Source organism: Shewanella sp. Sh95, assembly GCF_001308045.1.
GTDB lineage: Bacteria > Pseudomonadota > Gammaproteobacteria > Enterobacterales > Shewanellaceae > Shewanella > Shewanella xiamenensis.
On sequence record NZ_LGYY01000058.1, the window covers coordinates 36,559 to 60,300 of the forward strand.

Sequence of the window (23,742 nt, forward strand, 5' to 3'; positions counted from 1 at the left end):
TAGGTTTTACTGATTAAAATGAATGTGAATAACGCCGTTATTGCAAACTCAGCCACAGCAGTACGTCGCCTTTTTCTTGAGGCGTGCACTCGCGTTTAAAGGTCCAGTTACAGTTGCGGGTAAACCATTTCTCAATCTTGGCCGCATCGGTTAAACGGTTACTGGTGAGCGATGGCGCCATGGCCTCGATGGGCTTTCGGGTGTTTTGATGCATACCTGAGTCTGTCACTTTGGCGGTGTGGCAGCTGGCACAGCTGCGATCCTCACTCTGCTGTAGCCACAGTACTTGTCCTGCCGCGGCGCTAAATGGGCCAGCACCTTGTGCTTGATATTGTTGTAGTTGTAAACCAATTCGCTCGGCGCTGAGTGGCAAGCTGGCGACCTTAGTATTGGCGGCGCTGGCATTAACACTGCTGAGCAGTACCACAGTGAGTGCCAGTCCCATCAGGCTTTTATTCAGGTTGTTGTTCATCTCTAACTCCTTTGAACGGTCGGATTGTGACGGTTATTGATGTTCATCTTGTTGGATCAGCGGACGCTGCTTTTTACCTGTCAGCATGGCTTTGACGAGGTTTTCCTTATGCAGCAGGCTGCTGACGATCACGCCGCCGACATGGGTGACGATAAGAAACAGGCTGAAGTTGGCGAAAAACTCATGCACTTCTTTTAATGCGTCCTCTGGCCAAGTGGCGAAAAAGCTTGTGGCCAGTGGACCTTGGCCATCGGTGGCATAAAGCGCCATGCCGGAGAAGCCCGTGAATCCTATGCTGAGGATCAGGGCGACTATCATCAGCGCGCCTGCGGGATTGTGGCCGATGTAATCCTTAGCCTTGCCCGTGAAGAGTTCTTTCAGGTAAGTCCATGCTATGCTCGGACGGGTAACAAAGTTGATAAAACGCGCATGGTGAGTGCCAATCACGCCCCATAACAGGCGAAATACCAGCAGGGTTAAGATGCTGTAGCCAGCGTAACTGTGGATGTTCATCCATTCGTCTTCACCTTCGGTGAGGTAGGCTAAGGTAAAAAAGCCCACCAATGACCAGTGAAAGATACGGATCAAGGGATCCCAGACGTTGATGTTTTGCTGCATATTTGAGGACATGATCTGTTGCTCCTAAGGTGGTGTGCTTGCAGGCTACTAAAGCCAAACTTAAACGGCGCTTAAATTTTGCGGAGTGAACTTGCCCGCTGTTCTGGTGAGTGAAATGGGTAAATAGGAGATAAATTCATCGAACTAAGCTTGTTAAGGTATTGGTTTTAAGATAGATTTTGCCGCTTCATCTTCGAGAGGTAAGGGAGCAACCTGTTTATGCCAGTCCATCTTTTTAGCCGTCAGCCCGATCGAAAATCTTTTTTAATTTATGCGGTGCTGCTGTTTATCATCGAAGTGTTGATCGCGCGTTTTGTGCCTTCGGGGTTTATTCGCGGTTTTGTCGGTGACGTGTTAGTGGTGATCCTGTTGTTTTGCATGGCGCGCACGCTAGTGCCCGTGGTGAATGCAAAAGGGGAGTCAATCAATCGGTTTTGGCACACGCCATGGTTGGCGATGGCTGTGCTGCTGTTTGCCTTCGGTATCGAATTTGGTCAGTATTGGGGCTTAGTGGACAAGCTGGGGTTGGGCGGCAATCGTTTGGCGCGAATTGTGATTGGTAGTCATTTCGACCCACTCGACTTGCTGGCGTATTTTGTGGGATACCTGATATTGATGGGCTTGTATTGGAAGCGAAATTAGCTATTTCAGGGCAAAGGAAGGATACCGCATGCAGCCGATAACAGCCTTCACACTGCGAGTGTCCGATACCGAGGCGCTCACTCAACCTTTGTATTTCAATCAGCAAGCTGCTGGGGTCAACATCGCAGGAAGGCAGCTTGAGGCCCAGTACCGCTGCTCGTTACCCAATGGCACCCAAGGCTATTTACTGCTGACCTCCTACGATTGTCCCTTTGAAGAATCGACCGAGTGCAGCCTGCTCGATGCAAATTTTAAATTAGTGGCGAGCCGCTCCCTCTCGCAGAGCTATCATTCGTTTTTACTCTATGCCCATTGGCCAGTTGCGGATAATGGCCTGCGGCTGCATTACTACGATCAGTTAGTTTGGGATTTGCATATTCTGCCAAGCCGTCTAGGTAGGTTCGTCGGTCCGCGCCTCGAATTTAACCCCGTGGTCGAACCTGAGAGCGATCCCCGCACAGCAAGCTCGATGGCAAAACTTTCGCAGCGGTTAGCGAATATCGAGACTAGCCGTTAACGCGATACTAAAAAAGGCGTTAGCAGCTCGGTTAACCAAGCCATAAATACCTGAAGGCGTTTAGAAAGGTGGCGCCTATGGGGATAGAGCAGGCTCACTGGCATTGAGGGGGCAGGATAATCTGGCAGGATCTCAATCAGTTCTCCGGTTTGGAGATATTTTGCCACCCCAATATTCGGCGCTTGAATAATGCCTAATCCTGCGAGACAGGCCGCGCTGTAGGCATCGGCATTATTGACTGTGATTAACTTAGGTAAGGCTAGGGCGCATAGTTCGTGATTATCTTGGCTCAGATACTCAAATCCTGAATCGCTGCCGCCTAACTGGCCAACGTAGTGGATAAGCTTATGCCCATGGCTAAGTTCTTCTATATTCGATGGTTTGCCGTATTTTGCGATGTAGCTTGGGCTAACGCAGTTAAGCATCTTAAAGTGGCCAATCTTTTTGGCGATAACGCCTTCTTGCTGCACGCTGCCAACGCGGATCACGCAGTCAAAACCTTCGGCGACGATATCGACCTTGCGGTCGGTACTGCTTAGCTCCAACTCAATTTGGGGATATTGCTCAATAAAGTCAGGAAGATGAGGAAGCACTAAGTTACGTGCAATCCCCGTGGACATATCGACTCTTAAGCGACCGGAAACTTGCACTGCCTGCAGTTGGAAAAGGCTTTCTAACTCTTGATAGTCGGTGAGCAAGTTTTTGCAGCGCTCATAACAACTTATACCATCTTGAGTGAGGCGCACCGTGCGGGTGGTGCGTTGTAGTAAGCGTGCCCCTAGTGCGGTTTCGAACTGAGCTACGACATTCGACACATGGGTTTTCGATAGACCAAGGCTGATACTGGCTTGAGTAAAACTCTCTAATTCAGCCACCCGCATAAAAATTTGCATGGCTTGTAGTCTATCTTGCATCGCAATTGTTCTCTAATGGCTAACAGTCTTGCCATTTATAGTGTGTTTATCCCTCTTTGTGCAAGTAATAAGCTGTGTGCGGCGGCATTAACATAGATGAATGAAGAGGATACACAATGAACACAACTCCCATCGCGCTGATCACTGGTGCAAGCCGTGGCTTAGGTAAAAATGCGGCCCTGACCATAGCCGCACAAGGTGTTGATATTATTCTAACTTACCAAAGTAATGCCGCTGCGGCCGCCGAGGTGGTAGCGGAAATTGAATGGCACGGACGCAAGGCCATCGCTTTACCGTTAGATGTGGGTGATAGCCAGTCCTTTAGTGATTTTTCGCAGCGCGTAAAAACCGCGCTCGAACAGACTTGGCAGCGGGATAGTTTTGACTATCTAGTTAATAATGCTGGGATTGGTATCTATGTTCCCATGACTGAAACCAGTGTGGAGCAGTTCGATACTTTGATGAATATTCATGTCAAAGGACCTTTCTTCTTAACTCAGGCACTGTTGCCTCTGCTTGCCGATAACGGCAGTATTATCAATGTCTCTACGGGGTTAACGCGCTTTGCTGTTCCGGGATTTGGTGCTTACGCCACCATGAAAGGCGCGGTCGAAACCATGACCAAATACTGGGCGAAGGAGCTTGGTCCACGCGGGATTCGCGTTAATGTGCTGGCTCCCGGTGCAATCGAAACGGACTTTGGCGGTGGTGCGGTGCGGGATAATCCACAGATGAATGAGTTTTTAGCGCAGCAAACGGCGTTGGGGCGGGTGGGGTTACCCGAGGATATTGGCGGCGCAATCAGTGTCTTGTTGTCACCCGCCGCGGCGTGGATAAACGCACAACGTATCGAGGCTTCTGGCGGTATGTTCTTATAGTTTAACGCGCTAAAAATAAAGAAAGGGCTAATCGCCCTTTCTTGTTATCAAGGCAAGATTTCAGCTCGGTTAGAAGAACCCGAGCGGATTGATATCGTAGCTGACTAACAGGTTTTTGGTGTTTTGATAGTGATTGAGCATCATCTTGTGGGTTTCACGGCCGATGCCTGACTTCTTATAACCCCCAAAGGCCGCGTGGGCAGGATAGGCGTGGTAGCAGTTAATCCATACGCGGCCAGCCTGAATGCCTCGACCTAGACGCTGGGCGCGGTTCATGTCCCGCGTCCATACACCCGCACCAAGGCCGTATTCGGTATCGTTGGCAATTGCTAAGGCTTCGGCTTCATCCTTGAAGGTGGTGACCGAAATAACCGGACCGAAGATTTCCTCTTGGAAAATCCGCATCTTATTATGGCCTTTCATGATCGTTGGGCTGATGTAATAGCCTTTGCTTTGCTCGCCTTCGAGCTGGCAGAGCGAGCCGCCTAAGAGCACCTGCGCGCCTTCATCTTTACCAATCGCGAGATAGCTTAAGATCTTATCGAACTGTTCTTGGGAGGCCTGTGCGCCCACTTGGGTGGCGGTATCCAGCGGGTTGCCCTGCTTGATGGTTTGCGCACGGGCGAGCACTTTTTCGATAAAGCGATCGTAAATCGACTCTTGGATCAGCACCCTTGATGGGCAAGTACAGACTTCACCTTGGTTGAAGAAGGCCAGCAACATACCTTCGACGGCTTTATCTAAATACTCGTCTTCGTGGTCCATCACATCGGCGAAATACAGGTTAGGCGATTTACCGCCGAGTTCGACTGTCGATGGGATCAGTGATTCGGCGGCACATTTTAAGATGTGGTAACCCACTTCGGTGGAACCAGTAAAGGCCAGTTTAGCGATACGTTTGCTGGTGGCGAGGGCTTGGCCCGCTTCGGCGCCAAAACCGTTGACGACGTTGAGGATGCCGGGTGGCAGCAGATCTTCAATCAGTTCGAGTAGCACAAGGATAGAGACCGGCGTTTGCTCGGCGGGTTTGAGTACCACACAGTTACCTGCGGCGAGCGCGGGGGCGATTTTCCATGCTGCCATCAACAGCGGGAAGTTCCACGGAATGATTTGCCCGACGACACCTAAAGGTTCAGGGAAGTGATAGCTGACGGTGTTGCCATCAATATCGGCGGCGCTGCCTTCCTGTGCTCGAATGCAGCCAGCGAAGTAACGGAAATGGTCTACAAACAGAGGCAAGTCGGCGTTGAGAGTTTCACGCACCGCTTTGCCGTTTTCCCAGGTTTCGGCAACGGCTAAGTATTCGAGATTTTGCTCAACGCGATCGGCGATACGCAGCAGTAAATTCGCACGCTCGGTGGCCGAGGTTTTGCCCCAAGCATCCTTAGCGGCATGGGCCGCATCGAGCGCCAGTTCGATATCGCGGTAGTCGGAGCGGGGAATTTTACAGAAGTTTTGACCATTGACGGGGGAGCGATTATCGAAGTATTCGCCGTTGACTGGGGCGACCCATTTGCCACCGATAAAGTTGGCGTATTTTTCTTTAAAGTTAACGATGGCACCAGGAGTTCCGGGTTGAGCATAAATCATAGTGTTATTCCTTCTGTGGCTGCCGAAAACGCTAAATGTGTAGCGTCTCAGCATGGGTCTTGTTGAAATAGGTTTGAGCACTGTTGTTATTTTTATCCTTTGCCAAGAGTTAACTGACAAAGCTATTGATTAAGTTATTGTTCTCTTACGCAACACTTGAGTACTGCGTATAAACGGGTATCGCAAGGACAGTGCCAAACTGGCAGGAGTTGTACACTTGTTGAGCTAACAGTATGATGAAAAGCTAATTTTGCAGATCCAAATCAATAGGGCATTCAAGGATGGAAAGTTGCCCTGTGGTCATTTTGTCATCCAACGACACACCATGGGTGTGCCGAAATGGAGCAGCGCTCGGGGAGCATGGCTATGACAGTAAAACCGCATTTTCCAACCACACAGGCATGGTTAGCCGATTCATGGCAGCGCAGCTTAGGTGCTGGCTTATCAGAGTTTCGTGCTGGTGAGGATCTCAGGCTCACGAGCTCGGAGCTCAAACATAAACATGAGCAATATCAGCAGCTCATCGAGCTGGTGCAATCCCATGCTTTACCCTTATTTAACCAACTCATGGCGCAATCCAATAGCCGGTTATTGCTCTCCGATGCTGACGGTTATGTGCTGAAACATTGGGGCGTGAGTCGTTATTCCAGTAAGTTAGCGGATGTAGCGCTTGATATTGGGGTTAACTGGCTTGAACAGTATAAAGGCACCAATGCCATAGGTACGGCGCTCATGGCCAAACAGGCGGTGTCAGTGGTCGGTGAGCAGCATTTTATCCGCCAAAATCGTTTTATGAGTTGCACTGCTTGCCCTATTTTTTCACCCCAAGGCGAGATGCTCGGAGTGCTCGATATCACCAGTGAGCAACAGCGGCATTCACAGCAGACCTTAATGTTAGTGTCGAGTCTGGCGCAGCAGGTTGAGACTGCGTTGTTGTGCCATCTGCCCGATAGTCACTATCGGATTGATTTAGCAGCCGAGCCGAGTTTATTAAGTTCTGGCTGGCAAGGCATAGTGATTGCCGACAGTGATGGACGAATTGTGGGTTGTAATCCCATGGCAAAACAATTGCTGACTCAAGCCAAGCTGGGCGATAGCCTAGAGCTGCATTTGGGAGATAGCTGGGCGCGAGCGGGGGGCTTCAATCGGGATTTGGCCCTGCACTTACAGACTCAGGCGTTGGGTGTTACGCAGACCAAAAGTGCGAAGACGATTCAAGATAAGCCGCAGAGTCAATTGGGGGTAAGATTTCGCGATCCCTTGCTTGAGCGGGCTTGGCAGCAAGCTAATAAGGTCATCACTAAACAAATCCCTTTGCTGGTGCTCGGTGAAACTGGGGTGGGGAAAGAGCAGTTTGTCAAAAAGCTCCATGCCCAGAGCTCGCGCCGCGCGCAGCCGTTAGTGGCGGTGAATTGCGCCGCCTTGCCCGCAGAGCTGGTTGAGTCTGAGTTATTTGGCTATCAGGCAGGGGCTTTTACTGGTGCTAATCGAACTGGTTTTATCGGTAAGATCCGCCAAGCCCACGGTGGCTTTTTATTCCTCGATGAAATTGGCGAGATGCCGCTGGCGGCGCAAAGCCGGTTACTCCGGGTGCTGCAGGAGCGTGAGGTCGTCCCTGTTGGCAGTAATCAAAGTGTTAAGGTCGATATTCAGATCATCGCCGCGACCCATATGGATTTAGAGTCGCTGGTGTCGCAGGGGCTGTTCCGTCAGGACTTGTTTTATCGCCTGAATGGATTGCAGGTGCGCTTGCCTGCGCTGCGTGAGCGGCAGGATATTGAGCGCATTATCCATAAATTGCACCGCCGTCACCGCAGCGGCCCACAAACCTTGTGTACTGAATTATTGGCGCAGCTAATGCGTTACGATTGGCCCGGCAATCTACGGGAGCTGGATAACCTAATGCAGGTGGCGTGTTTGATGGCCGAAGGTGAGGTTGTACTCGAGATCAATCATCTCCCCGATTACCTTGCTCAAAAGCTAATGGATCTGGCGTTTGAGCCGCACACATTAACTGAGGTTGTCGACGCGGAAACCACGGCGCATCCGCACGAACTGTCCGAGCCTAGCTCCGCCACCATCGACTCGCTCCATGGAACCATAAATCTGAACGTGTTGCAGGCTTACCGCGCCTGTGAGGGTAATGTGAGCCAATGTGCTAAGCGTTTGGGGATTAGTCGTAATGCCTTGTATCGCAAATTAAAACAGCTAGGGATTAAGAATTAACGGTAGTTGACTGTTGATGATATAAGCCCCGCTAACTGTGTTAGCGGGGCTTATGTTTTTAGGTCGGTAAACTGATATTGACTTCAAGGCCGTGGGGCTGGCGATTCTCGGCTCTGATTTTACCTTTATGGGCGCTAATGGCCGCTTCGGTAATGGCGAGTCCTAGGCCCCAACCACCGCTTTCCCGCTGCCTTGCCGAATCGGGGCGATAGAAGGGTTTAAAAATCGCTTCAAGTTCAGCAGGATCTATCCCCGGGCCATCGTCTTTAATGGTGATCTGTACTTGGCCGCTGGCTTGGCTCGCGCGCAGGTGGATATCGCTCTGGGCATAACGAATCGCGTTGCGCAGCAGGTTTTCTATCGCGCGAGACAGGGATTTGGGGTAATGGCTGAGTTCGATGGCTTCATCGATATCGATAGTGATCTTTTTGCCCTGTTGATCGGCTTCAAATTCGGCATCGTCCAATACTTGGCTTAACGACTCGGCTAAGCCAAGGCGTACCTTGGTCTCATTGGTGCTAAGTTTGACCCGCGATAGCTCCAGCAGCTCGGCAATCAGTTGTTCTAATTGCTCGGCCTCGTAGGCAATGCGGTCGGTTTCTGTAGTTTGTTGGCCTTTCTTACGGGCCAGTGCCAGTGACAATTGCAGGCGGGTCAGTGGGGTGCGCAGTTCGTGGGAAATATCACCCATTAATCGCTGTTGATTTTTGACCATGGCCTCAATCGAGTCAGCCATGCTGTTAAACGCAGTGGCGAGTTGGCCGATTTCATCGTTACGTTGGGTGGTTGCCTTATCTACCCGATTACTGAGATCACCTTCGGCGAGGGCATCTGCACTTTTCTTGAGTGAACTGAGTGGCTTACCCAAATGCCAAGCGAGTAGGGCGCAGAGTAATCCCGACATCAGTATGGCCAAACTGAGGGTGAGTAGTTTGTTTTCGATGAAGAAGAAGAACCAGGGCCGAGGATGAATATCTGGCAGTCGACCATAGAGAAAATAGGTTTCTCCCTCCAGAGTAAATTGGTGTGGGCCAAATACTAATTCATCTTTAAATTGGTGGCTAATTGGCTGTTTTTCTTCATCGGCCATCAGCATAAAACTGCGTACACCACGGCTGATTCTATTGGTGTTAATCACTTGGCCTTGGCTATTGGTGAGATACAGCCGCAGCGGTTTGCCTTCCATATCTCGATGCCTCTCCCAGCGGCGCAGAAAATCGGACTTAAGCAGAGTTGGATTTTCTTGAATGCGCTGCGCTACGGTCGCCAGTACTTTTTGCAGGTGGGGCGGTATTGGGGCGCGGTCGTGATTTTGTTGCAACAAAGGCAACAGCCCGACTAAGGCAATAATCAACGAACTACAGAGCCAAAATCCGAGCAGTAATTTGATAAATAAGCGATTAGGCACAGTTGTTCCCGCCGTTATGGTAACCAGATATAACCTTTGCCACGAATAGTTTTCACCCTGGGTCTGCCATCGCTGCGCTCGGGAAGTTTTTTACGTAGATTCGAGAGGTGCATGTCTAGGCTGCGATCGAATGGCATCAATTTTTTACCCAGCACAATTTCATTGAGCTCTTCTTTATTCATCAACTCGCCAGCATGGAGCGCTAAGGTGTGCAGTAGGGTAAATTCTGTGCCCGTGAGGATGATCAGTTGCTCATTGCAATAGGCCTCTTGGCGTGAGGGATCTAAACGCAAATCACCAAACTCTTGCGCGGGTGTTGCATGAATTTCTTGGGCGGTTAAGTGTGAGCGACGAATGATGGCACGAATTCGAGCGATAAGCTCCCTGTCATTGAAGGGCTTAGGTAAATAGTCATCGGCACCGATCTCAAGCCCTACCACACGGTCAATTTCATCACCTCTGGCGGTGAGCATCAGCACTGGAGTTTGCTTGTGTTGGCGCAGGGCGCGTAGCACTTTAAAACCGTTTAATTTAGGTAACATCACATCGAGTAAGATCAAATCGTAATCTGCAGCTAAGGCAAGTTCTAGGCCTTGCTTACCATCGTAGGCTAACGTGAGTTTAAACCCTTCGAGTTCGAGTAATTGTCCAAGGAGTTCTGACAAACCGAGATCATCATCGATTAATAATATCCGACTCATAGTGTTCCTTAATCTGGGTGAACTGGTGTAAGAGTCGTGCGCTAAACCGCAGGCTCTTTTAGTATTTTGCCTGAGTATACCTCTTTTGATGTCAATTGCTGTGTAGCAATGTAAGCCAAAGTAAAGAATAGGGAATTTGTTAGTTCTTGTCGCAACTTTACACTGATTTACTCAGGTCACGCCCTCACTTACATATGAGGCTTTAGACTGTTATCGTCGAAAGTGATTCGGCTTTTAAAAGGGTCGTCACTATTTCTTATCTTTACAACATGAAGTTGAATTATTGAGGTTAATATGATGAAAACATTATCTCCTTTAAAAGCAGGTCTATTTGCTATCTTAGCAAGCTCCGCAGTATTGGCGACAGCAGTGAGTGCTGAGCCTAGCCAAGGCTGTGATCATTCTCGTGGTGAGTTTCATAAACGTGGCGATCGCATGGAGCATGATGGCATGCATAGAATGTTCGAAGGATTAGACTTAACTGATGCACAAAAAGCAGACATTAAAAAACTGTTTGCTGAGCAACGTGCAGCACGTAGTGATGATAGACCTTCGAAGGAAGAGCGTTTAGCGCACCGAACTGAAATGCGGTTGATCACCTCGGCCACCTTCGATGAGGCGCAAGCTAAGGCACTGCTGAGTGCTCAGCAGGAAAAACGTCTAACGCAAGCGATTGAAAGGATGAAGATGCAGAATCAAATTTACAATCTGCTGACGCCCGAGCAACAAGCTAAGTTTAAAGCGCGATTTGAAGCACAAGCTGCTAAAGAACCTCGCAGTTAAGCTTGTAAGCTGATATACAATAGAGTCATAGCTTCCCGATATAGACCCCTATGACTGAAACTTCCCAATACGATTTTTGGGTCAAATTAGCTAGCCGCGCTTCCGTGGCTACTGCTTTGACCCTTATCACAATCAAACTGTTAGCTTGGTTGTATTCCGGTTCTGCCAGTATGTTGGCATCCTTGACGGATTCATTCGCCGATGCACTCGCCTCGATTATCAATTTTATTGCCATTCGCTATGCTCTCGTTCCCGCAGATCATGACCACAGATATGGCCACGGTAAAGCTGAGCCATTAGCCTCGCTAGCGCAATCGGCTTTTATTATGGGATCGGCATTTCTATTGCTATTTTATGGCGGCGAACGTTTGCTAAATCCTTCACCCGTTGAAAATGCCACCTTAGGCGTAGTGGTTTCTGTGGTCGCAATTGTGCTGACACTCGCCTTAGTTTTGCTGCAAAAACGGGCGCTAGCGGCAACGAATAGCACAGTGGTGGAAGCCGATTCGTTGCACTATAAGTCAGATTTATTTCTCAATGCCGCGGTGCTTTTAGCACTCATATTGTCTCAATATGGCTGGTGGTGGGCGGATGGTCTATTTGCAGTACTGATTGCCTGTTACATAGGCCGGCAGGCTTTTGATTTAGGTTACCGCTCGATTCAAGCATTGTTAGATCGTGAGTTAGATGAAGAAACCCGTCAGCGGATAAAACAAATTGCTAAGGAAGATCCAAGAGTATTAGGGCTTCATGATTTACGGACGCGCCAAGCAGGTAAAACTATTTTTATTCAATTCCATTTGGAGTTAGACGGCCATTTAAGCCTAAACGAGGCCCACAGTATTGCTGATACCACAGGGCTTAGGGTAAAGGCCGCCTTTGAAGATGCCGAGGTGATTATTCACCAAGATCCCGTACAAGTGGAGCCAACGACTCAATAACCGCGGTAAAACACTAAAGCGATTATTGACATACTAAAGGAGTGGTTATGCCATGGATGCAGCGGCAGTCTCACCTGTTTGATGCTAATACGCGGCTCATCTGCCGTTATCATCGATTGTCGACTCACTCGCTTTGAGTTGATTGCCGAGCATGTCCCCAGCGCGAGCGGGGGACTTGACTCAAACCTCTCTGATCATAATCTAGTGAATCTTCCTATGGGCGTTTGGAGCGAGCTTATCCTGCGTCAATCCTTATATTATTGGCCGAGAATTATTCCGTTCAATATTGCGCAGCGGGAGTATCGACTACATGTTTGGCCATTATTAATGTGGCGCAGCCGGGTAATTTGTGCACAATCGGGAAAAGTTATGATTAGTGAATGCCTCGATGAGCGAAAACGTCGTTCCCTTATTCTCTAGTGTTATTTCGCGATTATGAATGTATTGCGAGTCGTTAGTTAATGCTTAAGTCTCTTCTCATACATGCTCGTTTTATTTAAAGCTGAATGCTTTCTGTATAAAGTGTATTTAGCCTTTACAAACTATTACTCTTATTTTGTGTTTGTTATATTATTCGCGGCGTTTACTACTTAGGTTAACTCATTAGGGAAATGTAATGAAAAAACTATCTTTAGTTGCGGGTTCTTTACTAGCAGTATTAGTGACAGGCCAAGCTGTAGCGGCAGCTGACACCACAGGTTTTTATGTGGGTGGTGCACTAAATCGCGTGACTGTTGATGTGCTTGATGATGGAGAAACAGGGACAGGTTTCGGTGTATACGGTGGTTACAACTTTAACGAATGGTTTGGTTTAGAGGCGAATTTATTTGCAACTGGCGATTTAGGCGATAACGATGTCGATATTTCTGCGGGTGCACTTACTTTTACACCTAAGTTTACTATGCAAATCAATGATATGTTCTCAGCTTATGCAAAGGTCGGTGTTGCATCTATGGCTATGAATATTGACGGTTTTGGTTTTGATGAAGATTTCACAGGCTATGGCTGGACCTACGGTGTTGGTATTAACGCTGCTGTGACAGAGCATTTAAATGTTCGCTTGAGTTACGATGTTACTAGCGGTGATTTAGACGCTGACCACAATTATTTAAATGTGAAAGATATCGATACCGATATTAAACAACTGGCGATTGGTGTGCATTACCAGTTCTAATTATTTAGATTTAATCTAAATAATAAAAAAGGGATATCACTATCCCTTTTTTGCTTTTAAATGGATGGTTAATCCATAGACAATTCTTTCAGTTTTCGCGTTAAAGTATTTCTGCCCCAGCCTAAACGTTTTGCCGCTTCTTGTTTATGCCCTTGTGTATGTCTCAATGCGGTTTCGAGTAATATGCGCTCAAAGGCAGGCTGTACTTCGGTTAATAAATCGCTATTTCCCTCAGACAGTTTTTGGTCGATCCACTCGGTGAGTGCCGATTGCCAATCTTGGCTGCCTTTCGCCATTGGATTAATACTGGTAGGTTCCTTAAGTAACTCGGGCGGCAAGTCTTGGGGCAGGATTTCTTGTCCTGAGGCCATGACGGTGAGCCAGCGACAAGTGTTCTCGAGTTGTCTAACGTTGCCCGGCCATGGCAATTGCGATAGCTTAGCGGCGGTCTCCTTGGTGAGGATTTTGGCTTCGACACCAATCTCCTTGGCGGCGGAGGCTAAAAAGTGGCTAGCAAGCTGAGGAATATCCTCACGGCGTTGTGACAGCGGTGGCAAATGGATACGAATCACATTGAGGCGGTGGAATAAGTCTTCCCTAAATCCGCCTTTTAGGACTAATTGCTCAAGATCTTGGTGGGTGGCAGCAATGATGCGCACATCCACTTGTACAGCACTGTGGCCGCCGACTCGATAAAACTGTCCATCGGCGAGAACCCGTAGCAAACGGGTTTGCACGTCTAGCGGCATATCGCCGATTTCATCTAAAAACAGGGTGCCGCCGTTAGCTTGCTCAAAGCGCCCTTGACGCACGTTAGCCGCACCAGTAAAGGCGCCTTTTTCGTGGCCAAACAGTTCTGATTCGATTAAATCCTTGGGAATCGCCGCCATATTCAAGGCGATAAAAGGTTTATCTTTACGCGGACTGTGCTTATGCAGTGCGCCTGCGACTAGCTCTTTACCTGTGCCTGATTGGCCATTGATCAGTACGCTGATTGAAGAGCGCGATAATCTACCAATGGCACGAAACACTTCCTGCATCGCGGGGGCTTCACCGATAATTTCGGGGGTTTTGACTTGAGTTTCCTGCGCAACTGGCGTTGGACTTTGCTCTGTTGCATGGGTCAGCGCACGCTCAACGAGGGAAATTGCCTCATCAATATCAAAGGGTTTTGGCAAATACTCAAACGCCCCAGCTTGATAGGCACTCACGGCACTGTCTAAGTCTGAATGCGCCGTCATGATGATAACGGGTATATGCGGATAGTGGATTTGCAGTCTTTCAAGCAGAGTTAAGCCATCGGTGCCCGGCATACGAATATCCGAGACGATGACCCGTGGTTGGGCAATCTCTAATGCTTGCCAAAGTGATTCGGCCGCAGCAAAGCTGGCGGTGCTGAGTTTAGCGCCTTGGAGCGCTTTTTCGAGCACCCAACGTATTGAGCTATCATCGTCGAGGATCCACACTTGTTCACTGATTCGCATTTTGCTTCCTCATACGGTATGCGTTTGTTTTGCTTAATTATTTTGCGCTTAAAATCGGTAGAGAGATAATAAATTCTGTGTGTCCTGGGCTGGAGACGCAATCAATTCTGCCCGAGTGTAATCTGGCAATGTTGTGGGCAATCGATAGACCCAGCCCAGAACCTTGCTCACGGCTGGTGACCATGGGATAAAACAGTGTGTCCATCAGCTCAGGCGGAATGCCTGGGCCATTGTCGATAATGGACAGGGTCAGTACGAGCTTGTGGCGCTGCGAACCGATAGTGACCTGATGTTGCGTGCGGGTGCGGATTAGGATTTCGCCACCTGTATGCTCAAGGGCTTGCACCGCATTCTGCAAAATATTCAGCACGGCTTGCTGCATTTGATCTGGGTCCATCTCGATATCGGGAATCGAGGGATCATAATCCCGCTTCAACTGGATATTGGCTGGCAGTGCGATTTCCACCAACTTGTACACTTTTTGCACCACTTGATGAATGTTATGCAGACTATGTTGAGTGGGGCGCTGCGGGCCAAGCAGTCGGTCGACTAAGCTACGCAGCCGATCAGCTTGTTCGATGATGAGATTGGTAAATTCCTTTTGCGCGGGATCGTCGAGTTCCCGCGAGAGCAATTGCGCTGCGCCACGCAAGCCGCCTAAGGGGTTTTTAATCTCATGGGCTAAGTTACGCACTAAGAATTGTGCCGCCTGCTGCTGTGCATCTTGGCTAAGTTGCTGGTGGATACGTCGTTGTTGGTCGACTTGCCTAAGTTCAAGCAGGCTCAGCTGTGCTTCATCCTCGAGCGGGATCAGTGTCAGATCGACGGTGTGATGCTGGGCATCTAAGGTGACTAACGTCGCGGTGTTAACGGTGAGACTTTGCCCAGCCTTTACCGCATCGCTAAGGAGCTGAGCGTCGACACCTAGCGCTTGATAATGCTCGGGTAATGCTTGTTCGACTAGCCTGTGGCTACCGACACCTAACAGTTGCTCTGCAGCGGCGTTGGCATAACAAGGCTTAAGATCCTTATCGATGACCAGTACCGCGGTCACTAAATGATTGAGCAGAGTCTCTTTATCCATCTACCGTTCCTGAAAATAGGGTTGCACCCTTATGTTGCACCGATTTGGTGCATACTGCAACTCGACTTCGTCAAACGGCTTAATGTATTGCTTACAACCTAACTAATTATTATTAAACAACTTAATTTGATTTTGGTTGCTTTTTAGGTGCTGGAGTCATCGCCGCTTGATGAAGAAATATCTTTCTTGGTGAGCTAGATGCAAAGACTTTGCCGTTTTGAGTCATCGCATCGACAACAATGGTATGTTCACCTCTGTCGATGTTGCTCAACTGAAATGTGCCGCCAATTTGGGGTTGGCCGATGGCTTTACCATCGAGTTTAAGGGCCATCAAATATTGGCTCTTGATTTCAGGGGTTACTGTGGCTGTGACTTGGAAATCGCCATTATTATCCCTGACGGTTTCCTCTTCTTCAGGGGAAGTTATGACGACTTGGTATTTGGTTTGTTCAATGGCTTGCGAGTCATTTGTATCAGGGTTTACGGGGGGAAGAGTAATTTGGTTTAGCGTTTTTTCTTTTAATTCAACAATCTCAGCATTTGGATGTGGCTCATCGGAATAATGAACTTTACCGTTCTTATCGACCCACTTATATACTGTTGCCTGCGCGAATAAGCTAAGCAGCACTAAGCTGATGAGAGTAAAGAAACGCATGCAAAAATCCTTTTATCAGTAAGATAAGATTATCCAAGAGTAGTCGTTTTTTCATCAAAAATCATGGTGTTTGTGCATCAGTAATGAGGATTTATCGGCGATAAACGGGTTTACAAGATGACAAGGTGTGACTGAATGATGTCGCTAACGCCATTACAAATATTTCTTTAAAACTTGATGCCCCTAAGTGTGAGTACCCTTTGCCCCGTTTGAGGGAATATCAACGCACCATTATGGTGCGTTGATAGTGTAAAGTCTCACGGCAGCATGGGATTGCAGAGGTGTGAGATTGAACTATAAGGCGAGGGTTAAAATATCGCGGCTCATGGCGGGATCGATATTGCCATGTTCACCTAAAGCAACCATGCCATGTTTCTCGAGTTGAGCAACAACCGCATCGACAGCTTCTTTACCTAAATCATAGCCAGATAAGTGCGTTGCAATGCCCATGGCTTCGAAAAATGCTTGGGTTTTCGCAATCGCGGCCTCGATTCGTTCGTCTTCGGAGCCTGTGGTGATATGCCATACTCTGTCTGCAAATTGCAGTAATTTTTCACGCTTAGCCGTTTTAGTGCAGCGTAATAGTGCTGGCAATACAATGGCTAAGGTACGGGCATGGTCAATATCATAGAGTGCGGTGAGCTCATGGCCAATCATGTGAGTTGCCCAATCATGCGGAACGCCTGTGGCAATCGTGCCATTGAGTGCCATAGTCGCGACCCACATCAAGTTAGCGCGGATATCGTAATCTTCAGGCTTTGTGAGTGCTTGTGGGCCTAATTCAATCAAAATTTGCAGTAAACCTTCGGCAAATCTGTCCTGCACCGCGGCATTGACTGGGTAAGTGAGATATTGCTCGGTGATATGCACAAACGCATCGACAACACCGTTCGCCACTTGTCTTTCCGGTAGGGTAAAGGTTTTGGTGGGATCGAGGATGGAGAATTGTGGATACACTAAATCGTTACGGAATGGCAGCTTTGCTTTCAAAGATTTACGGGTCACCACACTGGCATTGTTCATCTCTGAACCTGTGGCCGGTAGGGTTAATACCGAGCCAAATGGCATGGCTTTGGTCACCTTGGTGCCCCAGCTCGTGAGAATATCCCAAGGCTCGCCTTCAAATACCGCAGCCGCGGCAACAAACTTAGTGCCATCGATGACCGAACCGCCACCAACGGCGAGTAAGAAGTCGATATGTAATTCACGTACTTGCGCGACCGCTTGCATCAGAGTTTCGTAGGTTGGATTGGGTTCGATCCCCTCAAATTCGACCACAAAACGATTTCCAAGCGCTTGTTTTACTTCGGCTAAGGTACCTGTTCGTTTGGCGCTGCTGCCGCCAAATAGCACCATCACTCTGGCATTGCTAGGCACTAAGGTGTCGATTTCAGCTATGGTATTTTTACCAAAATGAATGCGAGTTGGATTGTAGTAGGTGAAATTAAACATACTGCTATTTGTCCTATGGTTGGAAAATAAATTTAGTAGACCAGTCGTCTATATTTGTTTGGCTACTAAATGATAAATCAAGCCGACGAGGCGATATTTCATTGTTCATTAACGGGTTGCTGATTAATTGGTGTGCCAGTGTTGCTGGCATTAACCCATGGTTTTGGTCTTTAAAATAGATTCGGTCATTGCAAGGGCGCGCTCTAAAGCTGCGCGGCTGTGGCCGAGTTTATTCATCAAACTGGCGCCGAGCCACATGTGATACAACAACTCTGCTGTTGCTTGAGCGTCTTGGTTGCAGATGGAGTTATCGGCAATTCCCACTTGAATGCACTGGGTTAAGCGTTCGATGATGCTTGCCGATCCCTTTAAAAGCACAAGGCGCATGGCCTCAGAGAGATCGGCCACCTCAGCACTTAACTTAACGACTAGGCATTTTTGATCGATACAACCGTCCTGTTGTACGTGCAACCATCTTTGCCAGTATTGCATTTGGCGATCAAAGCCTGAGAGCTGTGGGTTGGCAAATAAGCTATCAAGCTCTGTTTGGTATTGCGCAAAATAACTGGTTAAAAGTGCCTCACCGAATTGCTCTTTGGATTCAAAGTAATGGTAAAACGAGCCTTTTGGTACTTGGGCGGTCTTGAGTAATTGGGCTAACCCTAGACACGAAAAGCCTTGCTTAACGATCAGCGAGTAACCGACGTCGAGAATATGCTGACGGGTTGATTGGGTTTCTGTTTTCATGGCGCAGGAGTCTATAGCAAATTAGACCAGTCGTCTAGTGTGTGGTTTTTATACAGACGTATTGTGTAAACAGCGGAATGCTCAGTTGGCTAAGCATTCCATCGACTTGAACGCTATAGATAGCAGCAGCAATATTCTGCTATGTCGCTATTGCGAATTTTAAAGCTGACATTGGCCGCAAGCTCAAACTGGCTGCCTTCGCTAAATATTTGCCAAGTTGAGCTATTTGGCAGTAATACCTCAAAACTGCCGCTAGTAACTTGCATGATTTCACCCTGCGAGGTGGAAAACTCGTATTCTCCTGGAAGCACTACGCCTAGGGTTTGTTTACTACCGTCACTGAAAAATACACTGCGGCTAGCGACCTTACCCTCAAAATAGATATTGGCTTTTTTGGCTACTGCTACTTGCTCAATTCGTTCCATCCCGTGCTCCAATTACTGTATGTTTTGTGAATATGTATGCAATTCAAAGTTATTTTAATTCGGTCGTCAATATGATTTTTACTCTGTAGCTGTTTAATAAATAGGATGTTGTGCACACAGGATTTGTTTTGGGTGTAAGTGCATAAACTTTCTAAGTTATTCTATGTTATTACTCGTTGGTGTTGGCATACCCAATAAAATAATCTGGCTTAGCAACCATAGTGCAGGTGATGGCTGGAGGAGGTACTTTATATTAGGTTAAAGACTTCTGATAGAGCTCTATTATGCTTCGACTTGCCTAAAGCACTTTGAACTTGCGCTGAATGAACAGATGTTTAATGCCATTGGTATTAGGGCGTGTTGACGTTTCGAGATTAGATTTTGTTCGTTCTAGCAAGCACGTGCTCGCGAAACGAGGAATGATGTCTAGTTATTCTACTGAAATATCAACACGCCATAGTAGAGGAATACAGTGCTGTGATAAGCCTAGCCGCTTCCTGAAGAGAGAGTTTATTGGCTTAGCAAATCAACTTGGTTATGGTAAGCAATATCAAAAGCAGATCCTTGCCATTGGGGCCGCGAATGTCACAGAGCTGTCTGTTATGCATCCGCCAGAAGTGATTCTCTGGCGGATTTTTTCCTAAATGTTTTCGGTTATCGTTTACGCCAGATCGTCATTTCTGAGAGGGAATGTTGGAACTTGCGTTTAGTTTCACGGATAACAAAGGGGATTTCCTTAACCGCGACTAGCTCAAATTGGCCGATCAAGGTTTCGGTCAACCCATCTAAAGTGGTGAAGTTTTCCCCTTTTACTTTGATGCCTCCGAGCCATTTCTCTTTTGGTGTGTAATCCTCAAGCCAAGTATAAGGTGATGCAATCACTAGGTAGCCACCTTGGTTAATGCGTTGGCCAATACTGGTGAGGAAATGTTTGGGATCGTTCAACCTGTCGATAAGGTTTGAGGCATAAACTAAGTCGTAACCTGTGTAGATCGGCTTAAGATTACAGGCATCACCTTGCATGAAGTTGACTTTTTTGGCTTCTTCTTGGTAGCCCAGTTTAGCAAGGCTGACACTCTTAAACTCTTGTAAATCGCCCTCGGTGCGGATGGTATAGCGTTTTTCGCCTTGTTCAGTCAGCGCGTAGGCTTGTTGAATAAAACGAGCCGAAAAATCGATACCGTCAACATGGTCGAACACTTTAGCTAACTCAAAGCTGGCTCGGCCCACCGAACAGCCGATGTCTAATGCCTTCGCGGTATGCTCAAGTTGGATTTCGTTTAACGCCTGTTGAACGCCATTAACGCAGAAATTCGGGACGCCAAAATATTGAGCGCCATAATGGAATTCTAAGTATTGAGAAATCAGTTCATCGGTTTCGTACACATTAACCTCGGCCATTTGCTCTGGGTTTTGCAGGGACTCCACATATCGAAATCCGGCATGTTGGTAGAAGTGACGGCGAAACGCGTAGCGAGAGGCTGCAATGGCTTCATTGCCCGTCGAGATCCAAGAGCCCCCTTTAATCAGGTTATGTTTACCATCGAAAGTTGGCGTTGAAAAATCATCGTAGAGTGGATGCACTGCAAAGCCATTAAAACCATCGATAGCAGTTTCGGTCCATTGCCAGACATTACCGACAATGTCGTAAAATTCATTATGTTTAAAGCGATTTACCGGACAAGAGGAAGCGTAGTAGGCCAGCGAGATATTCCCTGGTACTTCTTGCCAGTCGGGGGCATCGGTTGGAATATTTTCTCGTAAAATATACCATTCCGCCTCAGTCAGAAGGCGGATGTTGCTTTGAGTCTGGCGCGCTTTCCAATAACAAAACGCTTTAGCTTCGAGTTGATTGACTTCAACTGGCCAATTAAGGGGAAGTGGAATTTCGCTGGTAAGATTTCGTTGCCACCATTTGCCCTCATATCGGCGCCAAAAACGTGGCATCTGGGCTTGAGTGTAAGCCAGCCATGCACGACCTTCTTCATTCCAAAACTCGGGCGATTGATAGCCACCGGCTTCAACAAAGCCCAAATATTCTTGATTACTCACTAAATACTTTGAAGCTTTAAAGTCTGCCACTTTAAAGCTCTTATTGCCGTATTCGTTGTCCCAGCCGTAGGTTTCATCTTGCTCTTTTTTACCTAAAGTGATTTTTTTGCCCGCCACAGCAATCAGCTGGTTAGCGTCTATCGTTCCATAGTCTTGGCACTCAGGCCAGTGAGCGCTTGGGGATACTTCTTCTAAAGGCAACTGACGGATAATGACTGATGAGGTTTCTAAATGGATACGTTCATGTTCAATCCCCATCAAAATGACCCAAGCAGGGCTGTCCTGAGTGATAGGCAAGGTGATTGGCATAGTATCAATTAATTGGTTAACAACGCGATTTACCTTGTCTCGATAGTCTTTTACCTCGGTGACCGTTGGCCATTGGTAGTGGGTTTCATTGAGATCGTCCCAAGACATCTCGTCAACACCAATAGCAAACATCGACTCAAAATGATCGTTGACCCTCTCCTCAAGATATTTGCCCAGTTTGAGCTTATTGATGTAGAAGGTCGCGGTGTGGCCAAAGTAAAAAATCAGCGGATGGCGTAAAGGCTCGGCTTTTAAATAATAGGCATGGTCGTGTTTTATCAACTCGAAGAGCGACTCATAGAGCGTCCAAGTTTGGTTGAAGTAGTGCTTAAGTGCTTGACGTTTTAGCGTTTCATTATCACCCGTAAGTTTGAGTGTTTGCAAAACAGGCATGTTCGATTTCTCCATAGGGCAAGCGGGTGCCATTGTTGTTGCCATGGGTTGTCAGGCTCAATACGTCACGGTTGGTTATCGGATCACTTTACCAACAAAATGTGGCAGTTATTTATCTGAGTTTTCAAGCTAACAGAAACCAAGCCTGAGATGAAACTAGGATTGTATTTTTGTACTCAAGATTGATAGAGAAAAAAGACGATAAAACGATCGATTGTAAATAAAATGTTTCTTAGCAGGTTCGATTCAGTTTTAATGAGCATAGTAGGGTTGAGTTGTGAATAGGTCTTTATATGCAGCAGTTATTTGTTCAATTATTAGAAGAGCGTTATTTCAATCGTTTGCCTGAGGCGTTAGTACTTAAGTTGGCAACTGAGTCGGCTGATTTTGTGCGTTTTTGGTTGGTTCACTGCATGCGTAGTATGGTTTCTGAAAGAGAGCTGGCCATTGCTTTGTTTTTTAGTGCTGAGTGGGAGCTAGAGGAACTAGCGAGTTTAAAATCGTTCTGGGGGGCCTATGTTTTGATGGAAGATCCTCTGCAAGCGCAAGAGGTTAAAGCACAATTTTGTTATTTCGTACCTTGGCTAAAAACGATTACGCCCCGCCACGCTGATGCGATCAGTGTGTTTGCTGCGCTATTGGCTTTTGAGCGCAGGCCGACTTCAGCCGGGAAGCAACTGCAATCGGCAACGCTGTCCCACTCACAACTCCCAGTGAATTTATTAGACGATATTAAGAGATGTTCATTGCCCCATTTGCGGCCTATTACTGTGTATGGACATCAGGGAAAGGGGAGTGTCGAAAGTGGTATCCGCAACAACATGCATTACCCCACACCGATCCCTAATGACAATCTTGCAATGGCTTGTGTTGAAAGAGTCATTGCCAAGTTTGCAGGGGTTAAGTTGGCGTTTGCGGAACCCATCGTTGTACTTCGGTACGAGCCTGGCCAGTTCTATCAATGGCATTATGATGCAATACATGCATATACGGCTGAAATTGAAGCCGAATTGGCACGTTTTGGCCAAAGGTCAAAAACGGCTATTTTGTATCTTAATGATGATTTTGACGGAGGCGAAACGGAGTTCAAGGCACCTTATATACAAGTCAAACCTGAGACTGCCGCTATTTTGGTTTTTGACAATACGGATCAAACAGGCAAACCCATTCCTTCCTCATTGCACCGTGGCTGTGAGGTAACAGCGGGGCAAAAATGGGTTTGTACCCAGTGGTTTAGAGATAAGCCGTTTTGGTTAAGAGCGGGCTTGTTCAGCTAGTTTTATCAGCATTTGATAAGGGAATTGTGGTTTACTGGATTGCGCAAGGATAAAATTATTTTATCTTTGGGCAGTATTTTATCGGCTAAGGTTAGGGCAGAATGTTCACGTCCGTAAAATTATTATGCAGGATATAACGGGATGGCAATGAACGCATTATGGATACCCGCTTGGTATGAGCTTGATCCGTCGATCGTTGTGGGCGTGACTGAAGAGTTTTTATTTCATAAACCCGCTACCAATGAGGTATTAAGACTTTACAGCGGAGCGAATAAAACTGAAGCAGTTAAGGCTACTGGGGCAATTGCAAGCATTCACCACAAAGTCTTGGGGGATATTGAAAGTGTGGATGCGCAGGGGCTTGATTATACGATTGTTTTAAAAGATGGCCGTCGTTTATTGGTGAATGCTGAGGAAGATCCTGGCCTACTTTACGAATGGGTTGATGACAGTTGGCAACCGTCGGAGATGGTTATTCAGGATTGGCAACTTGAGGTCAAGTTTGCATCACTTTCGCCATTTAAGGCGGTTGATTAATTCTCGTGTTATTTTTCAGAGCAGTCAGGCTCACTTTGTTGAATCGACTGCTCTTCAAACAAGATTTGTAGTAATCGATATTCGTATTGGATTTTAGCTACATAATCATCATGAAAGTCCAGCAGATTAAATTCCTCTACGCATTGTCGATAACGGCGTAATTGTTCTTCGCCATCCATATCCTGATGTAGCCAGCCCATTAACATACGAATTCCTTTCGTTTTTATCCTTGGCACCAAGTTTAACCTTTTTCTAATTTAAGGCTCGCTTGAATCTTGGTGATATTTTTATGTTTTCATGAGTAAGGCTTACCTTTTTCAAGATTATTCATATTATCCGACTTTCCGCACCTGATTTAGGAATAAATTTGCCGATACCGTTCGCCTAACACGTCGAGAATGATCTGCTGGTCCACTGTGAGTCCTGTGACTTGAGGTGGCGCCTCTCCCAACTGGTACTCGTG

General features: G+C 47.3%; 23 protein-coding genes. 9 read left to right on the plus strand and 14 right to left on the minus strand.

What is annotated here, in order from left to right; translation table 11 throughout:
- Nucleotides 1-37: 37 nt before the first annotated feature.
- Nucleotides 38-472 carry a DUF1924 domain-containing protein gene (locus tag AEA42_RS04635; RefSeq protein WP_055647096.1) on the minus strand — a complete coding sequence of 145 codons (435 nt, stop codon included), beginning with the start codon at nucleotides 470-472 and terminating at the stop codon, nucleotides 38-40.
- Nucleotides 473-505: 33 nt separating this feature from the next.
- Nucleotides 506-1,102: a cytochrome b/b6 domain-containing protein gene (locus AEA42_RS04640; RefSeq protein WP_055647097.1), complete on the minus strand. Its 597-nt coding sequence runs from the start codon at nucleotides 1,100-1,102 to the stop codon at nucleotides 506-508.
- Between the two features lie 207 nt (nucleotides 1,103-1,309).
- On the opposite strand from AEA42_RS04640, the gene AEA42_RS04645 reads away from it, so the two are divergent.
- Both AEA42_RS04645 and AEA42_RS04650 read left to right on the plus strand, forming a co-directional pair.
- Nucleotides 1,310-1,732: a DUF2809 domain-containing protein gene (locus AEA42_RS04645; RefSeq protein WP_055647098.1), complete on the plus strand. Its 423-nt coding sequence runs from the start codon at nucleotides 1,310-1,312 to the stop codon at nucleotides 1,730-1,732.
- 28 nt (nucleotides 1,733-1,760) lie between these two features.
- Nucleotides 1,761-2,249, plus strand: a complete 489-nt coding sequence (locus AEA42_RS04650) for a hypothetical protein (protein ID WP_055647099.1) — start codon at nucleotides 1,761-1,763, stop codon at nucleotides 2,247-2,249.
- Here the strand turns inward: AEA42_RS04650 and AEA42_RS04655 are convergent.
- On the minus strand, nucleotides 2,246-3,163 hold the full coding sequence (locus AEA42_RS04655) for a LysR family transcriptional regulator (RefSeq protein WP_055647100.1): 918 nt from the start codon (nucleotides 3,161-3,163) through the stop codon (nucleotides 2,246-2,248). The two genes, AEA42_RS04650 and AEA42_RS04655, sit on opposite strands and share 4 nt — an antisense overlap.
- Before the next feature lie 116 nt (nucleotides 3,164-3,279).
- On the opposite strand from AEA42_RS04655, the gene AEA42_RS04660 reads away from it, so the two are divergent.
- Entirely contained in the window at nucleotides 3,280-4,041 is a 762-nt protein-coding gene (locus AEA42_RS04660) for an SDR family oxidoreductase (protein WP_055647101.1), read from the plus strand.
- Between the two features lie 69 nt (nucleotides 4,042-4,110).
- Here the strand turns inward: AEA42_RS04660 and AEA42_RS04665 are convergent, their stop codons facing one another.
- Nucleotides 4,111-5,631, minus strand: coding sequence for an aldehyde dehydrogenase family protein (locus AEA42_RS04665; protein WP_055647102.1), 1,521 nt, complete (start codon nucleotides 5,629-5,631; stop codon nucleotides 4,111-4,113).
- 366 nt (nucleotides 5,632-5,997) lie between these two features.
- Here AEA42_RS04665 and AEA42_RS04670 point away from each other — a divergent pair, with 366 nt between their 5' ends.
- Nucleotides 5,998-7,857: a sigma-54-dependent Fis family transcriptional regulator gene (locus AEA42_RS04670; protein WP_055647112.1), complete on the plus strand. Its 1,860-nt coding sequence runs from the start codon at nucleotides 5,998-6,000 to the stop codon at nucleotides 7,855-7,857.
- A gap of 58 nt (nucleotides 7,858-7,915) precedes the next feature.
- On the opposite strand, the gene AEA42_RS04675 is transcribed toward AEA42_RS04670, so the two are convergent.
- Both AEA42_RS04675 and AEA42_RS04680 read right to left on the minus strand, forming a co-directional pair.
- On the minus strand, nucleotides 7,916-9,265 hold the full coding sequence (locus tag AEA42_RS04675) for an ATP-binding protein (RefSeq protein ID WP_055647103.1): 1,350 nt from the start codon (nucleotides 9,263-9,265) through the stop codon (nucleotides 7,916-7,918).
- A gap of 14 nt (nucleotides 9,266-9,279) precedes the next feature.
- Nucleotides 9,280-9,966: a response regulator gene (locus AEA42_RS04680; protein ID WP_055647104.1), complete on the minus strand. Its 687-nt coding sequence runs from the start codon at nucleotides 9,964-9,966 to the stop codon at nucleotides 9,280-9,282.
- A gap of 297 nt (nucleotides 9,967-10,263) precedes the next feature.
- On the opposite strand from AEA42_RS04680, the gene AEA42_RS04685 reads away from it, so the two are divergent.
- The 3 genes from AEA42_RS04685 to AEA42_RS04695 all read left to right on the plus strand — a co-directional run bounded on the left by AEA42_RS04685 (nucleotide 10,264) and on the right by AEA42_RS04695 (nucleotide 12,864).
- Nucleotides 10,264-10,749, plus strand: a complete 486-nt coding sequence (locus tag AEA42_RS04685; RefSeq protein ID WP_055647113.1) for a Spy/CpxP family protein refolding chaperone — start codon at nucleotides 10,264-10,266, stop codon at nucleotides 10,747-10,749.
- A gap of 50 nt (nucleotides 10,750-10,799) precedes the next feature.
- Complete coding sequence (locus tag AEA42_RS04690; RefSeq protein WP_037423092.1) at nucleotides 10,800-11,690, plus strand: cation diffusion facilitator family transporter; 891 nt, start codon at nucleotides 10,800-10,802, stop codon at nucleotides 11,688-11,690.
- A 616-nt stretch (nucleotides 11,691-12,306) separates the two neighbouring features.
- A complete protein-coding gene (locus AEA42_RS04695) occupies nucleotides 12,307-12,864 on the plus strand; it encodes a porin family protein (protein ID WP_037425095.1) in 558 nt (185 codons plus the stop codon).
- A gap of 68 nt (nucleotides 12,865-12,932) precedes the next feature.
- Here AEA42_RS04695 and glnG read toward each other — a convergent pair whose 3' ends face one another.
- The 7 genes from glnG to ovoA all read right to left on the minus strand — a co-directional run bounded on the left by glnG (nucleotide 12,933) and on the right by ovoA (nucleotide 21,465).
- Nucleotides 12,933-14,348 (minus strand): nitrogen regulation protein NR(I), encoded by a 1,416-nt coding sequence (gene glnG / locus AEA42_RS04700; RefSeq protein WP_055647105.1) that lies wholly within the window; start codon nucleotides 14,346-14,348, stop codon nucleotides 12,933-12,935.
- A 37-nt stretch (nucleotides 14,349-14,385) separates the two neighbouring features.
- Nucleotides 14,386-15,432 carry a nitrogen regulation protein NR(II) gene (glnL, locus tag AEA42_RS04705; RefSeq protein WP_037423098.1) on the minus strand — a complete coding sequence of 349 codons (1,047 nt, stop codon included), beginning with the start codon at nucleotides 15,430-15,432 and terminating at the stop codon, nucleotides 14,386-14,388.
- A 121-nt stretch (nucleotides 15,433-15,553) separates the two neighbouring features.
- The gene (locus AEA42_RS04710; RefSeq protein ID WP_055647106.1) at nucleotides 15,554-16,087 is read right to left on the minus strand and encodes a DUF4124 domain-containing protein; all 534 of its coding nucleotides are present in this window, start codon (nucleotides 16,085-16,087) and stop codon (nucleotides 15,554-15,556) included.
- Between the two features lie 294 nt (nucleotides 16,088-16,381).
- Complete coding sequence (locus tag AEA42_RS04715) at nucleotides 16,382-17,539, minus strand: iron-containing alcohol dehydrogenase (RefSeq protein WP_037425092.1); 1,158 nt, start codon at nucleotides 17,537-17,539, stop codon at nucleotides 16,382-16,384.
- A 150-nt stretch (nucleotides 17,540-17,689) separates the two neighbouring features.
- A complete protein-coding gene (locus AEA42_RS04720) occupies nucleotides 17,690-18,286 on the minus strand; it encodes a TetR/AcrR family transcriptional regulator (protein WP_055647107.1) in 597 nt (198 codons plus the stop codon).
- 113 nt (nucleotides 18,287-18,399) lie between these two features.
- Complete coding sequence (locus AEA42_RS04725; protein WP_055647108.1) at nucleotides 18,400-18,711, minus strand: pyrimidine/purine nucleoside phosphorylase; 312 nt, start codon at nucleotides 18,709-18,711, stop codon at nucleotides 18,400-18,402.
- 654 nt (nucleotides 18,712-19,365) lie between these two features.
- Complete coding sequence (gene ovoA / locus AEA42_RS04735) at nucleotides 19,366-21,465, minus strand: 5-histidylcysteine sulfoxide synthase (RefSeq protein ID WP_088586521.1); 2,100 nt, start codon at nucleotides 21,463-21,465, stop codon at nucleotides 19,366-19,368.
- Nucleotides 21,466-21,758: 293 nt separating this feature from the next.
- On the opposite strand from ovoA, the gene AEA42_RS04740 reads away from it, so the two are divergent.
- Nucleotides 21,759-22,742 (plus strand): 2OG-Fe(II) oxygenase, encoded by a 984-nt coding sequence (locus tag AEA42_RS04740; protein ID WP_055647110.1) that lies wholly within the window; start codon nucleotides 21,759-21,761, stop codon nucleotides 22,740-22,742.
- 141 nt (nucleotides 22,743-22,883) lie between these two features.
- On the plus strand, nucleotides 22,884-23,279 hold the full coding sequence (locus tag AEA42_RS04745; RefSeq protein ID WP_037423116.1) for a hypothetical protein: 396 nt from the start codon (nucleotides 22,884-22,886) through the stop codon (nucleotides 23,277-23,279).
- 8 nt (nucleotides 23,280-23,287) lie between these two features.
- Here AEA42_RS04745 and AEA42_RS04750 read toward each other — a convergent pair whose 3' ends face one another.
- Nucleotides 23,288-23,485: a hypothetical protein gene (locus AEA42_RS04750; RefSeq protein ID WP_037423119.1), complete on the minus strand. Its 198-nt coding sequence runs from the start codon at nucleotides 23,483-23,485 to the stop codon at nucleotides 23,288-23,290.
- Between the last annotated feature and the right edge of the window lie 257 nt (nucleotides 23,486-23,742).

Bases quoted from the DNA above. Each gene is read 5' to 3' on its own strand.
- AEA42_RS04660 (WP_055647101.1), top strand. From the start codon at position 3,280: ATGAACACAACTCCCATCGCGCTGATCACTGGTGCAAGCCGTGGCTTA.
- AEA42_RS04715 (WP_037425092.1), bottom strand. From the start codon at position 17,539: ATGTTTAATTTCACCTACTACAATCCAACTCGCATTCATTTTGGTAAA.
- AEA42_RS04655 (WP_055647100.1), bottom strand. From the start codon at position 3,163: ATGCAAGATAGACTACAAGCCATGCAAATTTTTATGCGGGTGGCTGAA.
- AEA42_RS04670 (WP_055647112.1), top strand. From the start codon at position 5,998: ATGACAGTAAAACCGCATTTTCCAACCACACAGGCATGGTTAGCCGAT.
- AEA42_RS04685 (WP_055647113.1), top strand. From the start codon at position 10,264: ATGAAAACATTATCTCCTTTAAAAGCAGGTCTATTTGCTATCTTAGCA.
- AEA42_RS04635 (WP_055647096.1), bottom strand. From the start codon at position 472: ATGAACAACAACCTGAATAAAAGCCTGATGGGACTGGCACTCACTGTG.
- ovoA (WP_088586521.1), bottom strand. From the start codon at position 21,465: ATGCCTGTTTTGCAAACACTCAAACTTACGGGTGATAATGAAACGCTA.
- AEA42_RS04640 (WP_055647097.1), bottom strand. From the start codon at position 1,102: ATGTCCTCAAATATGCAGCAAAACATCAACGTCTGGGATCCCTTGATC.
- AEA42_RS04740 (WP_055647110.1), top strand. From the start codon at position 21,759: ATGCAGCAGTTATTTGTTCAATTATTAGAAGAGCGTTATTTCAATCGT.
- AEA42_RS04690 (WP_037423092.1), top strand. From the start codon at position 10,800: ATGACTGAAACTTCCCAATACGATTTTTGGGTCAAATTAGCTAGCCGC.
- AEA42_RS04650 (WP_055647099.1), top strand. From the start codon at position 1,761: ATGCAGCCGATAACAGCCTTCACACTGCGAGTGTCCGATACCGAGGCG.
- AEA42_RS04710 (WP_055647106.1), bottom strand. From the start codon at position 16,087: ATGCGTTTCTTTACTCTCATCAGCTTAGTGCTGCTTAGCTTATTCGCG.
- AEA42_RS04680 (WP_055647104.1), bottom strand. From the start codon at position 9,966: ATGAGTCGGATATTATTAATCGATGATGATCTCGGTTTGTCAGAACTC.
- AEA42_RS04745 (WP_037423116.1), top strand. From the start codon at position 22,884: ATGGCAATGAACGCATTATGGATACCCGCTTGGTATGAGCTTGATCCG.
- glnL (WP_037423098.1), bottom strand. From the start codon at position 15,432: ATGGATAAAGAGACTCTGCTCAATCATTTAGTGACCGCGGTACTGGTC.
- AEA42_RS04750 (WP_037423119.1), bottom strand. From the start codon at position 23,485: ATGTTAATGGGCTGGCTACATCAGGATATGGATGGCGAAGAACAATTA.
- AEA42_RS04695 (WP_037425095.1), top strand. From the start codon at position 12,307: ATGAAAAAACTATCTTTAGTTGCGGGTTCTTTACTAGCAGTATTAGTG.
- AEA42_RS04720 (WP_055647107.1), bottom strand. From the start codon at position 18,286: ATGAAAACAGAAACCCAATCAACCCGTCAGCATATTCTCGACGTCGGT.
- AEA42_RS04665 (WP_055647102.1), bottom strand. From the start codon at position 5,631: ATGATTTATGCTCAACCCGGAACTCCTGGTGCCATCGTTAACTTTAAA.
- AEA42_RS04725 (WP_055647108.1), bottom strand. From the start codon at position 18,711: ATGGAACGAATTGAGCAAGTAGCAGTAGCCAAAAAAGCCAATATCTAT.
- AEA42_RS04645 (WP_055647098.1), top strand. From the start codon at position 1,310: ATGCCAGTCCATCTTTTTAGCCGTCAGCCCGATCGAAAATCTTTTTTA.
- glnG (WP_055647105.1), bottom strand. From the start codon at position 14,348: ATGCGAATCAGTGAACAAGTGTGGATCCTCGACGATGATAGCTCAATA.